General features: G+C 75.7%; 18 protein-coding genes, 1 pseudogene and 1 riboswitch. Of the genes and pseudogenes, 11 read left to right on the forward strand and 8 right to left on the reverse strand.

What is annotated here, in order from left to right; translation table 11 throughout:
* Positions 1-78 precede the first annotated feature (78 nt).
* The 4 genes from ACI79D_RS24045 to ACI79D_RS24060 are packed head-to-tail and all read right to left on the reverse strand — an operon-like array spanning position 79 to position 4445.
* Positions 79-897, reverse strand: coding sequence for an ABC transporter permease (locus ACI79D_RS24045; RefSeq protein WP_456921053.1), 819 nt, complete (start codon positions 895-897; stop codon positions 79-81).
* Positions 894-1814: an ABC transporter ATP-binding protein gene (locus tag ACI79D_RS24050; protein WP_456921054.1), complete on the reverse strand. Its 921-nt coding sequence runs from the start codon at positions 1812-1814 to the stop codon at positions 894-896. Before ACI79D_RS24050 ends, ACI79D_RS24045 begins: the two co-directional genes overlap by 4 nt.
* Positions 1811-2920 (reverse strand): transcriptional regulator, encoded by a 1110-nt coding sequence (locus ACI79D_RS24055; protein ID WP_456921055.1) that lies wholly within the window; start codon positions 2918-2920, stop codon positions 1811-1813. The genes ACI79D_RS24050 and ACI79D_RS24055 overlap by 4 nt, the downstream gene beginning before the upstream one ends.
* A 34-nt stretch (positions 2921-2954) precedes the next feature.
* Complete coding sequence (locus ACI79D_RS24060) at positions 2955-4445, reverse strand: carboxylesterase/lipase family protein (protein ID WP_456921056.1); 1491 nt, start codon at positions 4443-4445, stop codon at positions 2955-2957.
* A gap of 123 nt (positions 4446-4568) precedes the next feature.
* Here ACI79D_RS24060 and ACI79D_RS24065 point away from each other — a divergent pair, with 123 nt between their 5' ends.
* Entirely contained in the window at positions 4569-5216 is a 648-nt protein-coding gene (locus tag ACI79D_RS24065; protein WP_456921057.1) for a hypothetical protein, read from the forward strand.
* Here the strand turns inward: ACI79D_RS24065 and metF are convergent.
* Positions 5206-6108, reverse strand: a complete 903-nt coding sequence (metF, locus tag ACI79D_RS24070) for a methylenetetrahydrofolate reductase [NAD(P)H] (protein WP_456921058.1) — start codon at positions 6106-6108, stop codon at positions 5206-5208. The two genes, ACI79D_RS24065 and metF, sit on opposite strands and share 11 nt — an antisense overlap.
* 177 nt (positions 6109-6285) lie before the next feature.
* On the opposite strand from metF, the gene ACI79D_RS24075 reads away from it, so the two are divergent.
* From ACI79D_RS24075 to ACI79D_RS24085, 3 genes are read left to right on the forward strand one after another with little or no spacing between them, the layout of a single operon-like run.
* The gene (locus tag ACI79D_RS24075) at positions 6286-7413 is read left to right on the forward strand and encodes a polyprenyl synthetase family protein (RefSeq protein ID WP_456921059.1); all 1128 of its coding nucleotides are present in this window, start codon (positions 6286-6288) and stop codon (positions 7411-7413) included.
* On the forward strand, positions 7413-8897 hold the full coding sequence (crtI, locus tag ACI79D_RS24080) for a phytoene desaturase family protein (protein WP_456921060.1): 1485 nt from the start codon (positions 7413-7415) through the stop codon (positions 8895-8897). The genes ACI79D_RS24075 and crtI overlap by 1 nt, the downstream gene beginning before the upstream one ends.
* Positions 8894-9847, forward strand: coding sequence for a phytoene/squalene synthase family protein (locus ACI79D_RS24085; protein WP_456921061.1), 954 nt, complete (start codon positions 8894-8896; stop codon positions 9845-9847). Before crtI ends, ACI79D_RS24085 begins: the two co-directional genes overlap by 4 nt.
* Here the strand turns inward: ACI79D_RS24085 and ACI79D_RS24090 are convergent.
* From ACI79D_RS24090 to ACI79D_RS24100, 3 genes and pseudogenes are all read right to left on the reverse strand, one after another.
* Positions 9844-10053: pseudogene (locus tag ACI79D_RS24090) on the reverse strand (lycopene cyclase domain-containing protein); the annotation flags it as partial. The gene ACI79D_RS24085 and the pseudogene ACI79D_RS24090 sit on opposite strands and share 4 nt — an antisense overlap.
* A gap of 88 nt (positions 10054-10141) precedes the next feature.
* The gene (locus tag ACI79D_RS24095; protein ID WP_456921062.1) at positions 10142-10486 is read right to left on the reverse strand and encodes a lycopene cyclase domain-containing protein; all 345 of its coding nucleotides are present in this window, start codon (positions 10484-10486) and stop codon (positions 10142-10144) included.
* Positions 10487-10538: 52 nt separating this feature from the next.
* A complete protein-coding gene (locus ACI79D_RS24100; protein WP_456921063.1) occupies positions 10539-10862 on the reverse strand; it encodes an Rv2175c family DNA-binding protein in 324 nt (107 codons plus the stop codon).
* A gap of 13 nt (positions 10863-10875) precedes the next feature.
* Here ACI79D_RS24100 and ACI79D_RS24105 point away from each other — a divergent pair, with 13 nt between their 5' ends.
* The 7 genes from ACI79D_RS24105 to ACI79D_RS24135 all read left to right on the forward strand — a co-directional run bounded on the left by ACI79D_RS24105 (position 10876) and on the right by ACI79D_RS24135 (position 19037).
* A complete protein-coding gene (locus tag ACI79D_RS24105; RefSeq protein WP_456921064.1) occupies positions 10876-12003 on the forward strand; it encodes an alpha-hydroxy acid oxidase in 1128 nt (375 codons plus the stop codon).
* Between the two features lie 5 nt (positions 12004-12008).
* Positions 12009-12094, forward strand: a riboswitch (ZMP/ZTP riboswitch).
* 28 nt (positions 12095-12122) lie between these two features.
* A complete protein-coding gene (locus ACI79D_RS24110) occupies positions 12123-13580 on the forward strand; it encodes a glycine hydroxymethyltransferase (protein WP_456921065.1) in 1458 nt (485 codons plus the stop codon).
* A 97-nt stretch (positions 13581-13677) separates the two neighbouring features.
* A complete protein-coding gene (gene pknB, locus ACI79D_RS24115; protein ID WP_456921066.1) occupies positions 13678-15678 on the forward strand; it encodes a Stk1 family PASTA domain-containing Ser/Thr kinase in 2001 nt (666 codons plus the stop codon).
* A gap of 29 nt (positions 15679-15707) precedes the next feature.
* Entirely contained in the window at positions 15708-16625 is a 918-nt protein-coding gene (locus ACI79D_RS24120; RefSeq protein WP_456921067.1) for a deoxyribonuclease IV, read from the forward strand.
* Between the two features lie 214 nt (positions 16626-16839).
* Positions 16840-17037: a (2Fe-2S)-binding protein gene (locus ACI79D_RS24125; protein WP_456921068.1), complete on the forward strand. Its 198-nt coding sequence runs from the start codon at positions 16840-16842 to the stop codon at positions 17035-17037.
* A gap of 92 nt (positions 17038-17129) precedes the next feature.
* Entirely contained in the window at positions 17130-17624 is a 495-nt protein-coding gene (bfr, locus tag ACI79D_RS24130) for a bacterioferritin (protein ID WP_456921069.1), read from the forward strand.
* A gap of 183 nt (positions 17625-17807) precedes the next feature.
* A complete protein-coding gene (locus ACI79D_RS24135; RefSeq protein ID WP_456921070.1) occupies positions 17808-19037 on the forward strand; it encodes a S8 family peptidase in 1230 nt (409 codons plus the stop codon).

The following is a 19037-nucleotide window of genomic DNA, read 5'->3' on the forward strand; positions in this document are numbered from 1 at the left end:
GCCGCGGCGGCGGGGGGGGTGGGGGGGGGGGGTGGGGGGTGGGCCCCGGGGGGGGGACCCCCCGGGGGCCACCACCGCTCAGCTGGTGACGTCCTTGGTGGTGAAGTTGGCCCAGGCCGCGGCCAGCAGCACGCCGACGTAGACGCCCTGCAGGGTCAGCCCGCGGACGATGTCACGCCACAGGATCGGGTCGCGGAAGAAGTCGACGAACGCCAGCCAGTAGCGGGTGGGCAGGTAGGGCGCGATCGGCGAGGCCGCGTCGAGGGTGAACAGCAGCGACGAGGCGACCAGCACGGCCAGCGCGCCGAGGGCCGCGGCCAGCGGCGAGTCGGTGAGCGTGGAGAAGAACAGGCCGAACGCGGCGACGCCGACCATCGAGACGGTGATGTAGCCGATGGCCATCAGGCTGCGGGCCAGCAGCTCCTCCGGGCCGAGGGAGGTGCCCGACACCGACGTCGCGACCCCGGCGCCGACCGGCTGGGCGTCGAACAGGGTCGTCCCGACGACGTAGCCGACGGCGGCCACCACGAGCACGGTGGCCAGCACGAAGGCGACCACCGCGACCAGCTTGGCGACCAGCAGCCGGGTGCGGCCGGCCGGCCGCGCCAGCAGGTAGCGCAGCGTCCCGGCCTGCGCCTCGCCCGCGACCGAGTCGCCGGAGACGACGGCCACCGCGATCGGCAGGAACAGCGGCAGCACGATGGCCAGCGCCGCGAGCGGGAACAGCGACCCGTTGGTCAGGACGGCGGACAGGAACGGCGGGCCCTCCCCGGGGCGGGGCGCGAGGTCGGTGAGCACCAGCAGCACCGCCACCAGCACCGGCAGCGCGTTGAGCACGGCGATCGTCGTCCAGGTCCGCGGCCGGCGGAACAGCTTGCGCAGCTCGACGAGGATCACCGCCCCGCCTCCACCCGGTCCGGGCTGGTCCCGGCCGCGGCGAGGACCACCTCCTCCAGCGTGGGGCGGTCCAGCGCGAGACCGGTCACCGGGACGCCGGCGCCGACCAGCAGCGCGTTGACCTCGGCCGGGTCCGCGCCCCGGACGACGACCCGCGTCCCGTCCACGGCCACCACCCGCCCGTCGAGCAGGGCGCGCACCTGGTCCGGGACCGGGGTGTGGACCACCGTCGCGCCGGTGGGCGCGGTCAGCGTGGCGAGGCGCTCCTGCAGCACCAGCCGCCCGCGGCTGAGCACGCCGACCCGGGTGCACAGCTGCTCGACCTCGGCCAGCAGGTGGCTGGAGAGGAACACCGTCGTCCCGCCGCGGTGCAGGTCCAGCAGCAGCTCGCGGATCTCGGAGATGCCCTGCGGGTCCAGGCCGTTGGTCGGCTCGTCGAGGACCAGCAGCTCCGGCCGCCGCAGCAGCGCGCCGGCCAGCCCGAGCCGCTGGCGCATGCCCAGCGAGTAGGCGCGCACCGGCCGCCGGTCGACCCCGGCCAGGCCGACCTGCTCCAGCACCTCCTCGATCCGCCGCCGCCGGGTGCGGCGCGACCCGCCCGGGCCGGCGGCGTCCAGCAGCGCGAGGTTGGCCCGGCCCGACAGGTGCCCGTGGTGGGCCGGGCCCTCGATGAGCGCCCCCACCCGCGGCAGCACCCGCCGGCCGGCGCGCGGCATCCGCTGCCCCAGCAGCTCCACCTCGCCGCTGGTGGCCAGCACGAGGCCCAGCAGCACGCGGACCGTCGTGGTCTTCCCCGACCCGTTCGCGCCGAGGAAGCCGTAGATCTCCCCCTCGGGCACGTCCAGGTCGATGCCGTCGACCGCGCGGACGCGGCCGTAGCGCTTGACCAGCCCCCGGGTCCGGATCACCGCGGTCACGGCTGCGCTCCCCCGGGCAGCTGCCGGGCGGCCTGGGCGAGCGCGTCGAGGGTGACCGTGCCGGTGAGGACGTACCCGCCCCCGTCCGGCCCGTCGACGAGCATCAGCCCCAGCGGCCCCGCGGCCACCCGCAGCCCCAGGTCGTCGACGAGCGCGCCCGGCGCCACCTGCAGGGCCTGCCGCAGGCCACCGGCCAGGCGGGGCGGCACCGGGGCCACCGCCAGCAGCGTCACGCCGCGGCCGTACACCCCGACCGCCGGCGGGACCCCCTCCAGCGTGCGGCGGGGCAGCCCGGCCAGCTCCGCCGGCAGCGGCCCGATCGGGCTGCGCCGGCCGGCGTCCCGGATGAGCTCGTCGGTGTCCGGGGCCTCGCCGACCGTGGCGTCCGGCGGCGGCTCGAAGGCCACCACCGAGGCCGCGGGCGCGGTGAGGTCCAGGTCGAGGAAGCGGGTGTCCAGCGCGGGGTCGGCCGCGCCGTCGGCGAAGACCTCGACCTGCAGGGGCAGCCCGCTGGCGGGGTCCACCCAGACGTCGACCCGGCCGACCGACGACGCGGCCTCGCCGGGCACCAGCCGCAGGCCGAGCGCGGTGCGGCCGGCCACCCGCCGGGCACCGACCCGGGACAGCTCGCCGTCCTCGGCCTCGGACAGCAGCCGCCGGCCGAGCGGGGCGGGCAGGAGGTCCGGCGGGGTGGGCAGGGCCAGGGACGACGGCTCGCCGCGGGTCGCCGTCGCGGACTCGTACTCCCAGGTCCAGGTGGCGCACCCGGTCCGGTACACGCCGGTCTCCCCGGCCGCGCTGACCACGTCGACCCGGTGCTCCTCGGGGCCGCGCCACCAGACCCGCATCGTGGTGCGGTCGCTGAACAGGTCGGCCACCTCGGGGAGGACGTCGGACACCGGCAGGGCCAGCCCGCCCGCGGAGACGGCGTAGCCGGAGAACCCGACGTCCCCGCTGGCCAGCACCGCGGCGCGCAGCTCCGGGGCCGGCACGTCGGCGTCGTCGGCGGGGAGCGCCCCGAGGAGGGACGGCAGCGCGACCAGGCCCGCGACGAGCGCCCCGACCACCGCCCAGCGCCGCATCGCCCCGTGCCCGCGCGCCGCCACGACTCACCGTACGACGGCTCGACCGCCCGCCGCCCTAGCGGACGCCGTCCCACAGGGCGCGCTGCTCGGCCCGCGGGTCCGGGACCACCCCGCTCAGTTGACCGAAGGCCTGCACCGGGCGGGTGGCCGGGTCGTAGACCGGCCAGCCGGGGTCGCCGGTCCGGACGAACGCGACCCACGCCGCGTGCACGGCGTCGGCCAGGTCCTGCGGCGCCGACGGCCCGGCCAGCGCCTCCACGCCCTCGGTGGCCAGCGTGTCGAAGGCGAAGGCGATCTCCAGCGCGTGGCAGGCGCCGAGCCGCCCGCCGAACTGGGGGCTCGGCCAGGTGAACTCGTACACGAAGGTCCGCCCCGGGCCGCCGGCCCGGGCCTCGGCCAGCCGGATCGCGGGGATCCGGAAGAACCAGTCGGTGGCCGCTGCCACGAGCAGGTCGCCGGCCGACGCCGTGGGCGCGGCGCTCCGGTAGACGTCGATCGCGGCCTCCGCGGGCACGCCGTAGCCGGCCAGCGCCAGCCGCAGCAGGTCCTCGGTCACCAGGTCGACCAGCCCGTTGGGGACGAGGAAGAGGGTGTGCTCGTCGGTGTTGGTGCCGACCAGCAGGTCGACGTCGCGGCCGGCACCGGCGGCGATCGCCTCGATCGGCAGGGACGGGAGGACGTCGCCGTCGACCACCGGCTCGAAGACCATCGCGTTCCGCGTGATCTCCCCCCAGCGCGCCGGGTCGGGCACCGCGGCGGCCTCCTGCGACAGCGCCTGCTGGGCCGTGACCAGGTCGGCGACCGGCACCGCGGCCAGCGCCTCCCGGGTCAGCGGCACGCCGAGCCGCTCGGCCAGGTACCCGGCGACGCGACGGGCCGTCCCCGCGGACAGCGCGTGGTGTCCGGCGCCGCTCTGGGCGACCGCCCGGCGGAACAGCCCGGCCGCCCGCGGCATCGACAGCAGCGACGTCACGCTCATCGCGCCGGCGGACTCCCCGGCGATGGTGACCTGGCCGGGGTCGCCGCCGAACGCCGCGATGTTGTCGCGCACCCACTCCAGGGCCGCGACCTGGTCGAGCAGCCCGCGGTTGGCGGGACCGTCGTCGGCGAAGTGGAGGAACCCGTCGACCCCCAGTCGGTAGTTGATCGTCACGCAGACGACGCCGTCCCGGGCGAAGGCCGTGCCGTCGTACTGCGGCACCGCGCCGGAGCCGTTCACGAAGGCCCCGCCGTGGATCCAGACCAGCACCGGCAGGCCGTCGGCCGAGGGGTCCGGGGTCCACACGTTGAGGTTGAGCACGTCGTCCCCCGGGACGACCGGCTCGGGCAGCAGGACGTCGACGGGGACGGGATAGGGCGGTTTCGGGACGGTCGCGCCGTAGGCGGTGCAGTCCCGGACCCCGTCCCAGCGCGGCGCCGGCGCCGGCGCGGCGAACCGCAGGTCCCCGAACGGCGGTGCGGCGTAGGGGATCCCCTTGAAGGCGACGGCGGGGCCGCTGAGCGCGCCGCGGACCACCCCTGACCCGGTGCGGACTTCCAGCTCCATGCCCGAGGTCTAGCGGACCGGAGCGGCGGCGGCACGCCGGGAGCGCGCGGGACCGCACCGGCTCGCCGATCCGCCGCCGTCCCGCGCGCATGCAACTGCCGGTGCGCCGGGTAGGGGCGGTCCATGGCAGCCCCGATGAGCGACGCGGTCGTCGTCGACGTCCTGCGCAAGGTCGACCGGCTGACCGCCCCGCTGGTCCGCCGCCTGGGCCGGCCGCCCACGCGGCCGCAGGACGAGCGCGACCGGTGGTGGGCCGACGGGTTGCCCCACGTCGCCGCCGGGGTCAGCGCCGCGCCGCGGTTCGCCGGCAAGCTCGCCGACCTGCTGCCGCTGCAGAACACCGTCGGCTCGGCCGTGCAGGCCCTGGTCATCGGTGGGGTCGCCAGCGAGCACGGGGTGACCGACCCCGCCGAGCGGGTGTGGCTGCTCGCCTCGGTGCTCCTCGACCGCGACCTGCCGCCGGCCCGGGTCCGGCCGCTGCTGGAGCGGGCCAAGGGCACCTACGCGGAGGAGGCCTTCGGCGCACGCGAGGAGCGCGCCGGCGTCCTGGGCAACCTGCGCACGCTGTGGCGGGTCGCCCGGCTGCTCGGCCGCATCGACGACACCCTCGACGCCCGCCCGAAGGGCAAGCTGCGGCACCGGTTCCTCGCCAACCTGCCGGTGGTGGGCGTGCTCGGCGGCTACGCCGCAGAGCGGGAGGCGCTGCGGCGGGCCGCGGCGGCCGCCGCCGCGGCGCTGGCGTCGGCGTCGCCGGCGCGGGTCAGCGAGTAACGCCGACCGCGGCCAGGTTGGCGTGCACCTCACGCGTGGCGGTGGACCGGTTCATGGTGATGAAGTGGATGCCGGGCACCCCCTCGTCCAGCAGCGTCCGGCACAGCTCGGTGGCCACCTCGACGCCGTAGGCGCGGACGGCGGCCTTGTCCTCGGGCCGGTCGCCGTCGAGCTCGGCGAAGCGCGCCGCCATCTGCTCGGGGAACGCCTGCCCGGACAGCTGCACGATGCGGCTGATCTGCCTCGCGTTGGTCACGGGCATGACCCCGGCGATGATCGGGACGTCGCAGCCGCGGGCGGCGACCCGGTCGCGCAGCCGCAGGTAGTCCTCCGTCCGGAAGAACATCTGGGTGATCGCGAAGTCCGCGCCGGCGCGGCACTTGCGCACGAACATCTCGACGTCGGTCTGGAAGTCCGGCGAGCGGGGGTGCCGCTCGGGGAAGGCCGCGACGCCGACGCAGAAGTCGCCCATCGACCGGATGAGCTCGACCAGCTCCGCCGCGTAGGTCAGCCCCTCCGGGTGGGCGACCCACTCCGCCTGCGGGTCGGCGCCCGGCGGGTCGCCGCGCAGCGCGAGCAGGTTGCGCACCCCCGCGGCGGCCAGCCGGCTCACCACGTGCCGCAGCTCGGCGACGCTGTGGTCGACCGCGGTCAGGTGTGCCAGCGGGGTCATCGTCGTCTCGGTGGCGATCCGCTCGGTGACCGAGACGGTGCCCTCGCGGGTCGACCCGCCGGCGCCGTAGGTCACGGAGACGAACGAGGGCTGGAGCCGCTCGAGCTGGCGCAGCGCCGTCCACAGCTGGGCCGCGCCCTCGGGGCTCTTGGGCGGGAAGAACTCGAACGACCACGTCGGCCGTGCGTCGGCGAGCAGGTCTCGCACGGTGCGGGTCATGGGGACTGAGGATACGGACGCGGATCTGCGCGTCGGTCTGCATCCGTCCGGCGTCGTCCGGGCGAAGAGGGCGTGGCAACTCCGCACGCCCGGGTCGAGGAGGCTGGTCCGTTGACGCTGGTTCAGGCGACCCCGACGGCCGCGCAGGCCGCGACGGGGCCGAGGGATACTTGGGCGATGATCGCCGGGGCGCGCAGGCGCGAGTCCACCGCCCTCCCCCCGGCCCCGTCGCCGGCGGCCGCGGAGGTCGACCGCGTCCGGGAGGCGGTCTCCGCCGCGCTCGGCGGCTTCCTCGACGTCCAGCGCGAGACGCTGGCCGGCATGGACCCGGCGCTGGTGCCGGTCGCCGACGAGGTCCGGGCCCTGGCCCACGGCGGCAAGCGGCTGCGCCCGCTGTTCGCCTACTGGGGTTGGCGCGGGGTGCGGCCCGAGGGTCCCGGCGAGGACGACGCCGCGGTGCTGCGGGCGGTGGCCGCGCTGGAGTTCGTCCACGCCAGCGCCCTCGTGCACGACGACGTCATGGACGGCGCCCTGACCCGCCGCGGCCGCCCGGCCACCCACGTCGGCTTCGCCACCCGCCACGGCGAGGGCCGGCTCGCCGGCGACGGCACCGCGTTCGGCGTCGGTGCGGCGATCCTCGTCGGCGACCTCGCCCTGGTGTGGTCCGACGAGCTGCTGCGCTGCTCCGGCCTGTCCCCCGCCGCGCTCGGGCGGGCCCGCGCCGTCTGGGACACCATGCGCACCGAGGTCACCGCCGGCCAGTACCTCGACCTGCTGCGCGCCGCGGGCGGGCTGCCCGGCGCCCAGGGCGCGCTGACCGTCGCGCGGTACAAGAGCGCCGGCTACACCGTGCAGCGGCCGCTGCAGCTCGGCGCGGCCATCGCGGGGGCCGGCGACCGGGCCGCGGAGGTCTACACCGCGATCGGGCTGCCGCTGGGCGAGGCGTTCCAGCTGCGCGACGACGTCCTCGGGGTGTTCGGCGACCCCTCGGTCACCGGCAAGTCGGCCGACGACGACCTGCGGGAGGGCAAGCAGACGCTGCTGGTCGCGCTGGCGGAGGAGGCCGCGGACGCCGCGGGACGGCGGCTGCTGGCCGAACGGCTGGGCGACCCCGACGCCAGCTCCGCCGACCTCGACGCGCTGCGCGCCCTGATCGAGACCACCGGCGCCCGCGCGGAGGTCGAGGCGCGCATCGCCGAGCAGACCGCCCTGGCCCGCACCGCGATCGCCGAGGCGCCCCTGGCCGAGGACGCCCGCGCCGCGCTGGACGCGCTGGCGGTCGCCGCGACCACCCGCACCGCCTGATGGTCCGCACCGTCCCCGGGCCCACCGACCGCGTCGTCGTCGTGGGTGCCGGGCTGGCCGGGCTGTCGGCGGCGCTGCGGCTGCGCGGCGCCGGCCGGGAGGTCACCGTCGTCGAGCGCGGGCCGGTCCCCGGCGGCCGGGCCGGCCGGGTCGAGGAGCGCGGGTACGCCCTCGACACCGGCCCGTCGGTGTTCACCGCCCCGGAGCTGCTCGCCGACACCCTGGCCGCGGTCGGCGACAAGCTCGACGACCGGCTGACCCTCGTGCCGCTGGAGACCACCTACCGGGCGCAGTTCGCCGACGGCTCGCAGCTGGACGTGCACGCCGACGTCGACGCGTTCGCCGCCGAGGTGGCCGCGCTGTGCGGCCCGGCCGAGGCCGACGCGCTGCGCCGCTACCTGGCCGACCTCGCCGCGCTGTACCGGCTGCAGCTGGACACCTTCATCGACCGCAACCTCGACACCCCGCTGGACCTGCTCGGCCCCGAACTGGTCCAGCTGGTCCGCCGCGGCGGGTTCGGCCGGCTGTCGGGCCACGTGGCCCGGTTCTTCACCGACGACCGGCTGCGCCGGCTGTTCAGCTTCCAGGCCCTCTACGCGGGGGTCAGCCCGTACCGGGCGATCGCCGCCTACGCCGTCATCGCCCAGCTCGACATCGGCGCGGGCGTGTGGCACCCGGTCGGCGGGATCGCTGCCGTCCCCCGCGCGCTGGCCGCCGCGGCCGCCGATGCCGGCGTCGCGTTCCGGTACGGCGCGGCCGTCGAGCGGCTCGACCTGTCCGGACGGCGGGTCACCGGCGTGGTCCTGGACGACGGCGAGCGGCTGCCGGCCGACGCGGTGGTGGTGACCGTCGACCGGCCCGAGCGGCTGGTGCCCGGGTTCGCGCGGCGCCGCCGGCCGACCTGGTCCCCCAGTTGCGTCGCGCTGCACCTCGGCGTCCGCGCCGAGCTGCCCGGGCAGGCGCACCACACGATCAGCTTCGGCGCGGCCTGGCGGGAGGTCTTCGGCGAGCTCACCCGCGACGGGCGCCCGATGACCGACCCCAGCCTGCTGGTCTCCATGCCGTCGGTCACCGACCGCAGCCTGGCCCCCGACGGCGGCCACGTGCTCAGCGTCGTGGCCCCCACCCCCAACCTCGACCCGCGCAGCGGCGGCAACCCCGACCTGGACTGGACGACGCTGGGACCGCGCTACCGCGACGAGGTGCTGGCCACGCTGGAGGCCCGCGGCTGGACCGGGCTGACCGGCGCGATCGAGGTGGAGCGCATGGACACCCCGCTGACCTGGGCCGCGCAGGGCATGGCAGCCGGCACGCCGTTCGCGCTGGCGCACACGTTGGGGCAGACCGGGCCGTTCCGGACGCCGACGCTGCCCCGCCGCGGCCCGGAGAACGTCGTCCTCGCCGGGTCCTCGGTGCAACCGGGCGTGGGCGTGCCGATGGTGGTCATCAGCGGCCGGCTCGCGGCCGAGCGGATCACGGGATGACCACCACGGACCGCCCGCCCACCCAGGCCGAGCGCCAGGCCCGCCTGGACGCCGCCTACCGGCACTGCGCCGCGATCGCCGCCCGGCACGGCAAGAGCTACCACCTGGCGACCCGGCTGCTCACCGCCGACCGTCGTCCGGCGGTGCACGCGCTCTACGCCGCCGCCCGCACCGCCGACGACCTGGTCGACCACCCCGGCGCCGACCCCGCCGGCGACCTCGCCGACTGGTCGCGCGCGGTCCTCGCCGAGCTCGAGGCCGGCTGGTCCGACGACCCGGTGCGGCTGGCGCTGGTGCACACCTACCGGCGGTACCGGATCCCGGTCGAGCACCTGGTCGACTTCCTCGCCGCGATGACCAGCGACCTGGAGGTCACCGGCTACGCCGACATGGACGCCCTCGACCGCTACATGTGGGGCTCGGCGTCGGTCATCGGGCTGCAGGTCCTGCCGGTGCTGGGCACCGCGCCCGGGGTCCTGCGCGAGGAGGCCGCGCCGCACGCGATCGCCCTGGGCGAGGCGTTCCAGCTGACCAACTTCCTGCGCGACGTCGCCGAGGACGTCGACCGGGGCCGGGTCTACCTGCCCGCCGACCTCATGGCCGCGCACGGCGTGACCCGCGAGCAGCTGGCCGCCAAGCGGTACGACGACCGCTTCCGCGGGCTGATGCGGGAGATGGTGGCGATCGTGCGGCGCCGCTACGACGACGCCGCCCCCGGGACGCCGATGCTCGCGCCGGAGTCCCGCGACTGCGTGCGCGCGGCCACCGACCTCTACGGCGGCATCCTCACCGAGATCGAGCGGGCCGACTACCGGGTCCTCGACCGGCGGGTGCGGGTGTCGAAGCCGCGGCGGCTGGCGGTGTTCGCCCGCCGGTTGACCGCCGCCCAGCTGGCCAGGGTGAGGGTGACCATGGCGAAGCCGAACAGCAGGTCCTCCACCGGGGCGTAGGCGATCCGCGGCCCCCAGATCGCGCCCGGGTCGTAGGTGACCACCTCCAGCCCGGTGAGCACGCCGTTCACCAGCAGCTGGAAGGTCACCACGATCGCGTAGGCGACCCAGAACACCCGGCGGGTCACCATCCGGGTCCGGTAGACGGCCAGGTCGACGACGAGGACGGCGACGACCGCCAGCACCGCCAGCGTCGAGTAGCTCACCGCCCGGCTCCGCCCCGTTGCCGGGGTTCCTCGCCCACTGCCGGTGCTGCAGGACCGGCAGTACGCGAGGAACGCCCGCAGCGGCCACTCATCGCTCGGCCTCCTCGGCCGGGTAGCCGGCGTCCCAGCCGGTCACCTTCCGCACCGCCTCCAGCGCCAGCACCGAGCACAGCGGGACGACGAGGAAGAACAGCACCTCCTCGACCGGGATGCCGCCGGGCAGCCGGACGCCGAGGGTGAGCTCGTCGGAGTAGTCCCAGTGGCCCTGCGCGATCGCGTAGAGCACCCAGGCCACGAAGACGACGAACTCCGGCAGCACCGCCAGCAGCAACCGCCGCCAGCGCGCGTAGACGCGGACCCGCAGGACCAGCTCCAGGGGCGCGGTGACGACCAGGCAGCCGGCCAGCAGCGCCAGGTACGTCAGGGAGCCCACGAGCGACCGTTGCGGAGTGCCACGGGCGCGATCCCCGCGCCACGGCACTCCATCAGAACGCCAGCGCCTGGGCCCGGCGGGTGACCTCGGTGTGCCGGTCGCTGCGCAGCGCCTCGACCGGGGTGCCCGGCAACGACTCGTCGGCGCGGAAGAGCCACTCGAACACCTCCTCGTCGGTGTAGCCGCCGTCGCGCAGGACGGTGATCAGGCCGGGCAGGTGCTTGAGGACCGCGCCGTCCCGGAAGAAGTCGGCGGGGATCCGGCTGTTGCCGCTGCCGGGGACGGCGAGGATCTTGCGCTCGCGCAGCAGCTGCCGGACCCGGTTCGGCGAGACCCCCAGAACAGCGGCGACCTCCGCGGGGGTGAACGTCTCCATAGGCTCCGAGCCTATGGCGCGCGAGCAGCAGACACCGCCAGCACTCGCCCTGCCCGGTCAGCGCCGCTCCGGCGAGGGGCCGGACGAGGGGCCCGGACCCGACCTGCTCGACCTCGAGGCGCTGGAGGCGCGGGCCCGGGAGGTGCTGCCCGCCGACGTCGTCGACTACTACGCCGGCGGGGCCGAGGGCGAGGTGACCCTCCGGGAGGCGCCGGCCGCGTGGCGGTCCTGGCGGCTGCGGCCCCGCGTGCTGCGCGGCCCGGCCGCCGTCTCGCTGGCCACGACCCTGCTGGGCAGCGAGGTCGCGACGCCGGTCGGCGTGGCGCCTTGGGCCTACCAGGCGATGGCCTCCCCCGAGGGCGAGCGCGGCACCGCCGAGGGCGCGGCCGCCGCGGGCGCCTTGATGACCGTCTCGACGTCGGCGAGCACGGGGCTCGCCGAGGTCGCCGCCGTGGCGCCGTCCGCACCGAAGTGGTTCCAGCTCTACCGGGTGCACTCCCCCGCGCACACCGACGACCTCGTCCGCCGCGCCCGCGCCGCCGGCTACCGCGCGCTGGTCCTCACCGCCGACATGCCGGTCTACGGACGGCGGCTGCGCGACCGGCGCGCCGCCTTCGCCCTGCCCGCCGACCTGCCGCTGCCCAACCGCCCGGACGGCGGCGACCCCGCCGACGTCCCGGTCTGGACCTTCGACGACATCGGCCGGTTCGCCGACCTCTCCGGCCTGCCGGTCGTCGTCAAGGGCGTGCTGCGCGGGGACGACGCGGCGCGCTGCGTGCGGGCCGGGGCGGCGGCGGTGTGGGTCTCCACGCACGGCGGCCGGCAGGCCGACCCGGTGGTGGCCAGCGCGCACGCCCTGCCCGAGGTGGTCGAGGCGGTCGACGGGGCGGCGGAGGTCTACGTGGACGGCGGCATCCGCGCCGGCTCCGACGTCCTCACCGCCCTGGCCCTGGGTGCCCGCGCGGTGTTCGTCGGCCGGCCGGCCGTGTGGGGCCTGGCCACCGGCGGGGCCGCCGGCGTCGCCCGGGTGCTCACCGGCCTGACCGCCGAGCTGGCGCACACCATGACGCTGTGCGGCCTGGCCGACGTCACCGCCGTCCCCCGGGACACGGTCACCGGGTCCGCCGGGCGCCGCGGCTAGGATCACCGTGGGGCCGTGACTGGCGCATCGAGGTGGGACCGACCACCGGGGAGCGGCCTGCACCACCCCGCCGGGCGCCTGGGCACCTCCTGACTCGACACCCGCGCTGGAGCGCCTCCATGACCGACGCGACCGCCTCCTTCGACGCCGCCACCGCCTCGGCGGCCTACCGCAGCGCCCTGCAGGTCATCGGGGCCGTCGAGCCCCGCGTGGCCGACGCGATCGGCGCCGAGCTCGCCGACCAGCGGGCCTCGCTCAAGCTGATCGCCAGCGAGAACTACGCCAGCCCCGCCGTCCTGCTGACGATGGGCAACTGGTTCAGCGACAAGTACGCCGAGGGCACCGTCGGGCACCGCTTCTACGCCGGCTGCCAGAACGTCGACACCGTCGAGGCGCTGGCCGCCGAGCACGCCCGCGAGCTGTTCGGTGCGCCGCACGCCTACGTCCAGCCGCACTCGGGCATCGACGCCAACCTGGTCGCGTTCTGGGCGGTGCTGGCCACCCGGATCGAGGCCCCGGCGCTGGAGAAGGCCGGCGTCCGGCACGTCAACGAGCTGACCGACAGCGACTGGACCGAGCTGCGCCACGCGCTCGGCGACCAGCGGATGCTGGGCATGTCCCTCGACGCCGGCGGCCACCTCACCCACGGCTTCCGCCCGAACATCAGCGGCAAGATGTTCGAGCAGTCCTCCTACGGCACCGACCCGCAGACCGGGCTGCTCGACTACGCCGCCGTCCGCGAGCGGGCGCGGGAGTTCCGCCCACTGATCCTCATGGCCGGGTACTCCGCCTACCCCCGCCGGGTCGACTTCGCGACGATGCGCGAGATCGCCGACGAGGTCGGCGCCACCCTCGTCGTGGACATGGCGCACTTCGCCGGCCTGGTGGCCGGCGGGGTGTTCACCGGCGACTTCGACCCGGTGCCGCACGCGCACGTGGTCACCACCACCACGCACAAGTCGCTGCGCGGCCCCCGCGGCGGCATGGTGCTGGCCCAGCCGGAGTACGCCGACGCCGTCGACCGCGGCTGCCCGATGGTGCTCGGCGGCCCGCTGCCGCACGTCATGGCCGCCAAGGCGGTCGCCCTCGCCGAGGCCCGCCGTCCGGAGTTCGCCGGCTACGCCCGGGCGGTCGCCGACAACGCGCAGTCCCTCGCCGAGGGCCTGACCCGCCGCGGCGCGCGCCTGGTGACCGGCGGCACCGACAACCACCTGGTGCTCGTCGACGTCTCCGGCTTCGGCCTGACCGGGCGGCAGGCGGAGTCCGCGCTGCTGGACGCCGGCATCGTGACCAACCGCAACGCGATCCCGGCCGACCCCAACGGCGCCTGGTACACCTCCGGCATCCGGCTGGGCACGCCGGCGCTGACCACCCGCGGGTTCGGCGCGGCCGAGTTCGACCGCACCGCCGAGCTGATCGTCGACGTCCTGTCGGGCACCTCGCCCACGGCCACCCGCGACGGGTCGCCGTCCAAGGCCAAGTACGCCACCACCGAGGGCCTGGCCGACCGCACCCGCGACGCCGCCGCCGAGCTGCTCGACCGACACCCGCTCTACCCCGGCCTCGACCTGGCCTGACGCGCAAGGGGTGACCGGTGTGACGGGTGAACCGCCACACCGGTCACGCCCGCGTGTGGCAGCGGCGAACAGCTCCGTCACTCCTACACTCGACCAGGTGGACACCGCCGTGACCGACCCCGTGGTCGGCCTCGTACTGGAGGGGCGCTACCACCTCCAGGAGCGGCTGGCCCGCGGCGGCATGTCGACCGTCTACGCCGCCCAGGACCTGCGGCTGCACCGCACCGTCGCGGTCAAGGTCATGGCCGAGCACCTGGCCGGCGACCCCACCTTCGTCGACCGGTTCACCCGCGAGGCGCGGGCCGCGGCGATGCTCAGCCACCCCAACGTCGTCTCGGTCAGCGACCAGGGCAGCGACCAGGGCCTGGTGTTCCTCGTCATGGAGCTGGTCCGCGGCCGCACGCTGCGCGACCTGCTGCAGGCCCGCGGCCGGCTCACCATCGGCGAGGCCTTCGCCGTCCTGGAGCCGGTGCTCTCCGGGCTGACCGCCGCCCACCGCGCCGGCATCGTGCACCGCGACATCAAGCCGGAGAACGTCCTCATCGGCACCGACGGCGTGGTCAAGGTGGCCGACTTCGGCCTCGCCCGCGCCCTGACCGGCACCGGGCAGACCAGCCACACCGGCGGCGTGCTCATCGGCACGGTCGCCTACCTCTCCCCCGAGCAGCTCGAGCGCGGCAAGGCCGACGCGCGCAGCGACGTCTACGCCGCCGGGGTCGTGCTGTTCGAGATGCTCACCGGCCACCCGCCCTACGGCGGCGACACCCCGCTGGCGGTGGCCTACCAGCACGTGCACCACGACATGCCCACGCCCTCGGACGAGGTCCCCGGCATCCCGTGGGAGGTCGACGACCTCGTCGCCCGCACCACCCGCCGCGACCCCGTCCTGCGGCCCCTGGACGCCGGCGCGTTCCTCGCCGACCTCGAGGACGTGCGCCGCGACCTCGGCATCGAGCGGGTGCCGGTGCCCACCGGCCGCAGCAACGCCGGGCCCGGCACGCTGCGCCCCACGAACCGGCCCACCCGGCCGCGGCACCCCAGCGAGCCCGGCGACCCCGACGACCCGCGCACCGAGGTGCTCGGCGTGAACGGCACCCGGCCCGGCCGCGGCAGCCGCACCTCGATGCTGCCGGGCATGGGCGCCGGCCCGACCACCGACGTCGGCGGGCGCCGGCCCGGGCTCCAGCGCACGCGTCCCGGCGTGCCGCAGCACATCCGCCGCCGCCGGGCCCGGTTCGCCGTCGCGCTGGTCTTCCTGCTCGCGGTGACCATCGGCGCGGTCGGCTGGTGGATGGGCTCCGGCCGCTGGACGACGGTGCCGACGCTGGTCGGCAAGGAGCAGGCGGCCGCCATCGACCTGCTGCAGCAGGCCGGGCTGGACCCCGCCTGCTGCGAGGAGCAGTTCAGCGAGGACGTCCCCGAGGGCGTGGTGATCTCGGCCGACCCCGACGGCGGGGAGGCGATCCGCGGCACCGACGTGTCCCTCGTCGTGTCCAAGGGCCCGGAGCGCTTCGAGGTCGACCCCGCGATGGTCGGCCGGCCGCTGGACGAGGTCCAGGCCGAGATCGAGGAGTCCATCCCGGTCGAGGTCGAGGTCGTCCAGGACTACGACAACGACATCCCGGTCGGCTCCGTCACCGGCTTCGACCCCGAGATCGGCACCGAGCTCAAGCGCGGCCAGCAGCTCACCGTCTACGTCAGCCGCGGGCACGAGCCGGTGACGGTGCCCGCCGTGGTGGGCCTCTCCCCCGAGGAGGCGACGGCCAACCTCGAGGGCCTCGGCTTCACCGTCAAGCGGTCCGAGGGGCGCAGCGCCGACGTCGACCCCGGCGAGGTCATGGCCGTCGACCCGGCCAGCGGCCAGCAGGCGCCCTACGAGAGCACCGTGACGATCCAGGTCTCGGTGGGCCTGCCGCAGGTGACCGTGCCCGACGTCGTCGGCAAGAGCGAGCAGGAGGCCGGCGCCCTCCTGGAGGCCGCGGGGCTGCAGGTGAAGGTCAGCCAGTTCTTCGGCGACCGGGTGCTGCGGCAGAGCCCCCGGGCCGGTGAGGTCGTCGACCTGGGGACCTCGGTGACCATCCTGGTGACCTTCGGATAGGACTGAGAACACTGCGTACACCTGCGGATGTGCCGCCGATCGGCGCGCACATCCAGATCAAGGGCGGCCTGGCCAAGGGCGGACTGGCCTACACCGACGACGTCGCCGCGCGGGCCGTGCAGGTCTTCGTCGGCAACCCCCGCGGCTGGAAGCTCACCCCGGGCGACCCGAGGCAGGACGCCCTGTTCACCGCCGGCTGCGCCGAGCGCGGCGTCCCCTCGTTCATCCACACCCCGTTCCTGGTCAACGTCGGCTCCCCCACCGAGGCGACCGTGGAGCAGTCGATCGCCACCATCGCCCACAACCTGGCCCGCGGTGCCCAGCTCGGCTGCCAGGGCGTGGTGGTGCACGCCGGCTCCGCCGTCGGCGAGGACCGCTACGAGGACGCGCTGCGCCAGCTGCACGAGCGGCTGCTGCCGGTCCTGGAGGCGGCGCCGGACGACGGCCCGCGGCTGCTGGTGGAACCGACCGCCGGCGGTGGCAAGTCCCTCGCCGCGACCGTCGAGGACCTCGGCCCCTACCTCGCGGCACTGGAGCACCACCCGCTGGTCGGCGTCTGCTTCGACACCTGCCACGCCTGGGCAGCCGGTCACGACCTCGCCGCGCCGGGCGGGATGACCGCCACGCTCGACGCGCTGGAGGCCACCGTGGGCCCCGGCCGGCTGGGGCTCGTGCACGCCAACGACTCCCTCGACGAGTGCGGCTCCAAGCGGGACCGGCACACCACCATCGGTGCGGGCACCATCGGCGGCGGCGCGTACGGCACCGGCCCGTTCGCCGAGCTACTCACCCACCCCTCGATGGCCGGCGTCCCGGTCGTCGTCGAGACGCCCAGCGAGAAGGACGGCGTCCCGTGGGCCGGGCACGCGGCCGACATCGCGCTGCTCAACGACCTCGCGGTCCTCCGGACCGCACCGCGGCCAGGTGCCGTCCCCCTGGCGAGCTGAGCCGCTGCGTCGCGCCTGCGCGGACCCCTCCGGGGCCCCCTCAGCGCGCCAGGACAGACCCTCGGACGCCGCCCGAGTGCCACCCGCGACGGATGTCGTGGTGATCCCGCACACTCCCGGCCACGCAGCTTGGGCACATCGACTCTTGGCCGTCCGTTAAGGGTGGGCTAACTTAGGGGTGCCTTTCCTTCCTCTGCCCCCGGGAGTGCTGCGCGTGTTCGTCTGCATCTGCTTCGCCGTGAGCGAGGCCCAGCTCGCCGACGTCATCGCCGACGGCGCCCGCACCGAGGAGGAGGTCGGCGACGCCTGCGCGGCCGGCACCGGCTGCGGCAGCTGCCTGGACCGCATCTGCGACCGCCTGCGCGTCGCCGACCCGCTGCACGGCCTCGAGCTGCGGGAGCCCGCCGCCTGAGGACAGGCTGCCCATGCTGAGGCAGACCTGAGTCGTGCCTGGTCAGCGCACCCCCGATAGCCTCGGCCGCAGTCGAGCCGAGGAGGCATCCCATGCAGGGTGACGCACGGGTCATCGAGTACTTGAACGAGCAGCTGACCAGCGAGCTGACCGCCATCAACCAGTACTTCCTGCACGCCAAGATGCAGGCCAACTGGGGCTACAACAAGCTCGCCAAGCACACCCGCGACGAGTCCATCGAGGAGATGCACCACGCGGAGTGGCTCACCGACCGCATCCTCTTCCTCGAGGGCCTGCCCAACTACCAGAAGCTCCTGCCGCTGCGGATCGGGCAGACCGTCCGCGAGCAGTTCGAGTCCGACATGGCCATCGAGGTCGAGGTCCTGGCCCGGCTGCGCGAGGCGATCCCCTACTGCGAGTCGGTCGGCGACCGGGTCAGCAAGAACCTCTTCGAGAAGATCCTCGAGGACGAGGAGCACCACATCGACTACCTCGAGACCCAGCTGCACCTGCTCGACACCCTCGGCGAGCAGCTGTACCTGGCCGGCCAGATCGAGCACCCGACGCCCGGCGACCACGCCGAGTAACCGTCGCACCCCTGCGAACGGGCCCGCACCCCTCCTGGGGTGCGGGCCCGTTCGCTGTGCCCGGGGCCGGCGAGAGGACGAAGCGCATCCGCGCGGTGACTGGAAGTGATCTCTCTCGCAGGGTTTGCTGCGCACGGCCCGGCCGTCGGGACGGGCCCCGTCCGGACCCCTGGAGAGAACACCGTGCACACCCGTCGCTCGATGACCGCCGCGGCCCTCGCCGTGCTGGCCACTGCGGGACTCGGCGCCACCGCCGGACCCGTGTCCGCCGCCCCGGGCTCCCCGCTGGCCTCCTACGTCGTCACGGTCGACCCCGACCGCTCACCGGCAGGCCTGGCCCAGCGGGCGCGAGGGCTGGGTGGCGAGGTCAGCCACGTCTACACCGCGGCGCTCAACGGCTTCGCGGTCCGCCTGCCCGTCGCGGCGGCGGCTCAGCTGTCCCGCCTGCCCGGCGTGCTCGACGTCGAGCCCGACCAGGTGGTGCAGGCCCGGCCGACCAAGTCCAGCTCCCCGTCACCGAGCGCGCCGCCCTGGGGTCTGGACCGCATCGACCAGCGCGCCCTCCCGCTGAGCGAGACGTACCGCTCGGCGCACACCGGTGCGGGCGTCACCGCGTACGTCATCGACACCGGCATCCGGTACGACCACGAGGACCTGAGGGACCGGCTCGTGCCCGGCTACGACGCCGTGGACGGGGGCACGGCGGAGGACTGCAACGGCCACGGCACCCACGTCGCCGGCACCATCGGCGGGACGACGAAGGGGGTAGCGGCTGGGGTCACGCTGGTCCCGGTCCGGGTCCTCGACTGCTCCGGCAGCGGGGCCTACTCCGACGTCCTCGCGGGGATCGACTGGGTGACCGCGCAGCACGAGACGGCTGTGGAGGAGGTCGCCGCGGGCCTCCGACCGTCGGCGGACGCCGTGGCCAACCTGAGCCTCGGCGGCCCGGTCAGCGACGCGCTCGACCAGGCGGTGGCGAACGCGATCGACGCCGGCATCACGGTCGCCGTCGCGGCCGGCAACGGCAACCAGGCGGGCAGGCCCCAGGACGCCTGCACCACCTCCCCGGCACGGGTGCGCGCGGCCCTCACCGTGGCCGCCTCCGACTCCACCGACACCTCGGCGTCGTTCAGCAACTACGGGACGTGCGTCGACCTGTACGCACCCGGCGTGGGGGTCACCAGCGACTGGTACACCGGCTCCTCGGCCACCAGCACGATCAGCGGCACCTCCATGGCGGCGCCGCACGCCGCCGGCGTGGCCGCGCTCTACCTCCAGGCGCACCCGGGTGCCGGCCCGGCGGCCGTCGCCGCCGCGATCACCGCCGACGCCACGACGGGAGTCGTCAAGCGGACGCTCACCGGCACCCCGAACCGCTTGCTCTTCACGGCCCCGGGCACGACCGCCGGCTGA

Source organism: Geodermatophilus sp. SYSU D00708 (assembly GCF_054050115.1).

Coding starts and splice junctions, on each gene's coding strand:
- ACI79D_RS24060 (WP_456921056.1), bottom strand. CDS start 4,445: ATGGAGCTGGAAGTCCGCACCGGGTCAGGGGTGGTCCGCGGCGCGCTC.
- ACI79D_RS24065 (WP_456921057.1), top strand. CDS start 4,569: ATGGCAGCCCCGATGAGCGACGCGGTCGTCGTCGACGTCCTGCGCAAG.
- metF (WP_456921058.1), bottom strand. CDS start 6,108: ATGACCCGCACCGTGCGAGACCTGCTCGCCGACGCACGGCCGACGTGG.
- ACI79D_RS24075 (WP_456921059.1), top strand. CDS start 6,286: ATGATCGCCGGGGCGCGCAGGCGCGAGTCCACCGCCCTCCCCCCGGCC.
- crtI (WP_456921060.1), top strand. CDS start 7,413: ATGGTCCGCACCGTCCCCGGGCCCACCGACCGCGTCGTCGTCGTGGGT.
- ACI79D_RS24085 (WP_456921061.1), top strand. CDS start 8,894: ATGACCACCACGGACCGCCCGCCCACCCAGGCCGAGCGCCAGGCCCGC.
- ACI79D_RS24100 (WP_456921063.1), bottom strand. CDS start 10,862: ATGGAGACGTTCACCCCCGCGGAGGTCGCCGCTGTTCTGGGGGTCTCG.
- ACI79D_RS24105 (WP_456921064.1), top strand. CDS start 10,876: ATGGCGCGCGAGCAGCAGACACCGCCAGCACTCGCCCTGCCCGGTCAG.
- ACI79D_RS24110 (WP_456921065.1), top strand. CDS start 12,123: ATGACCGACGCGACCGCCTCCTTCGACGCCGCCACCGCCTCGGCGGCC.
- bfr (WP_456921069.1), top strand. CDS start 17,130: ATGCAGGGTGACGCACGGGTCATCGAGTACTTGAACGAGCAGCTGACC.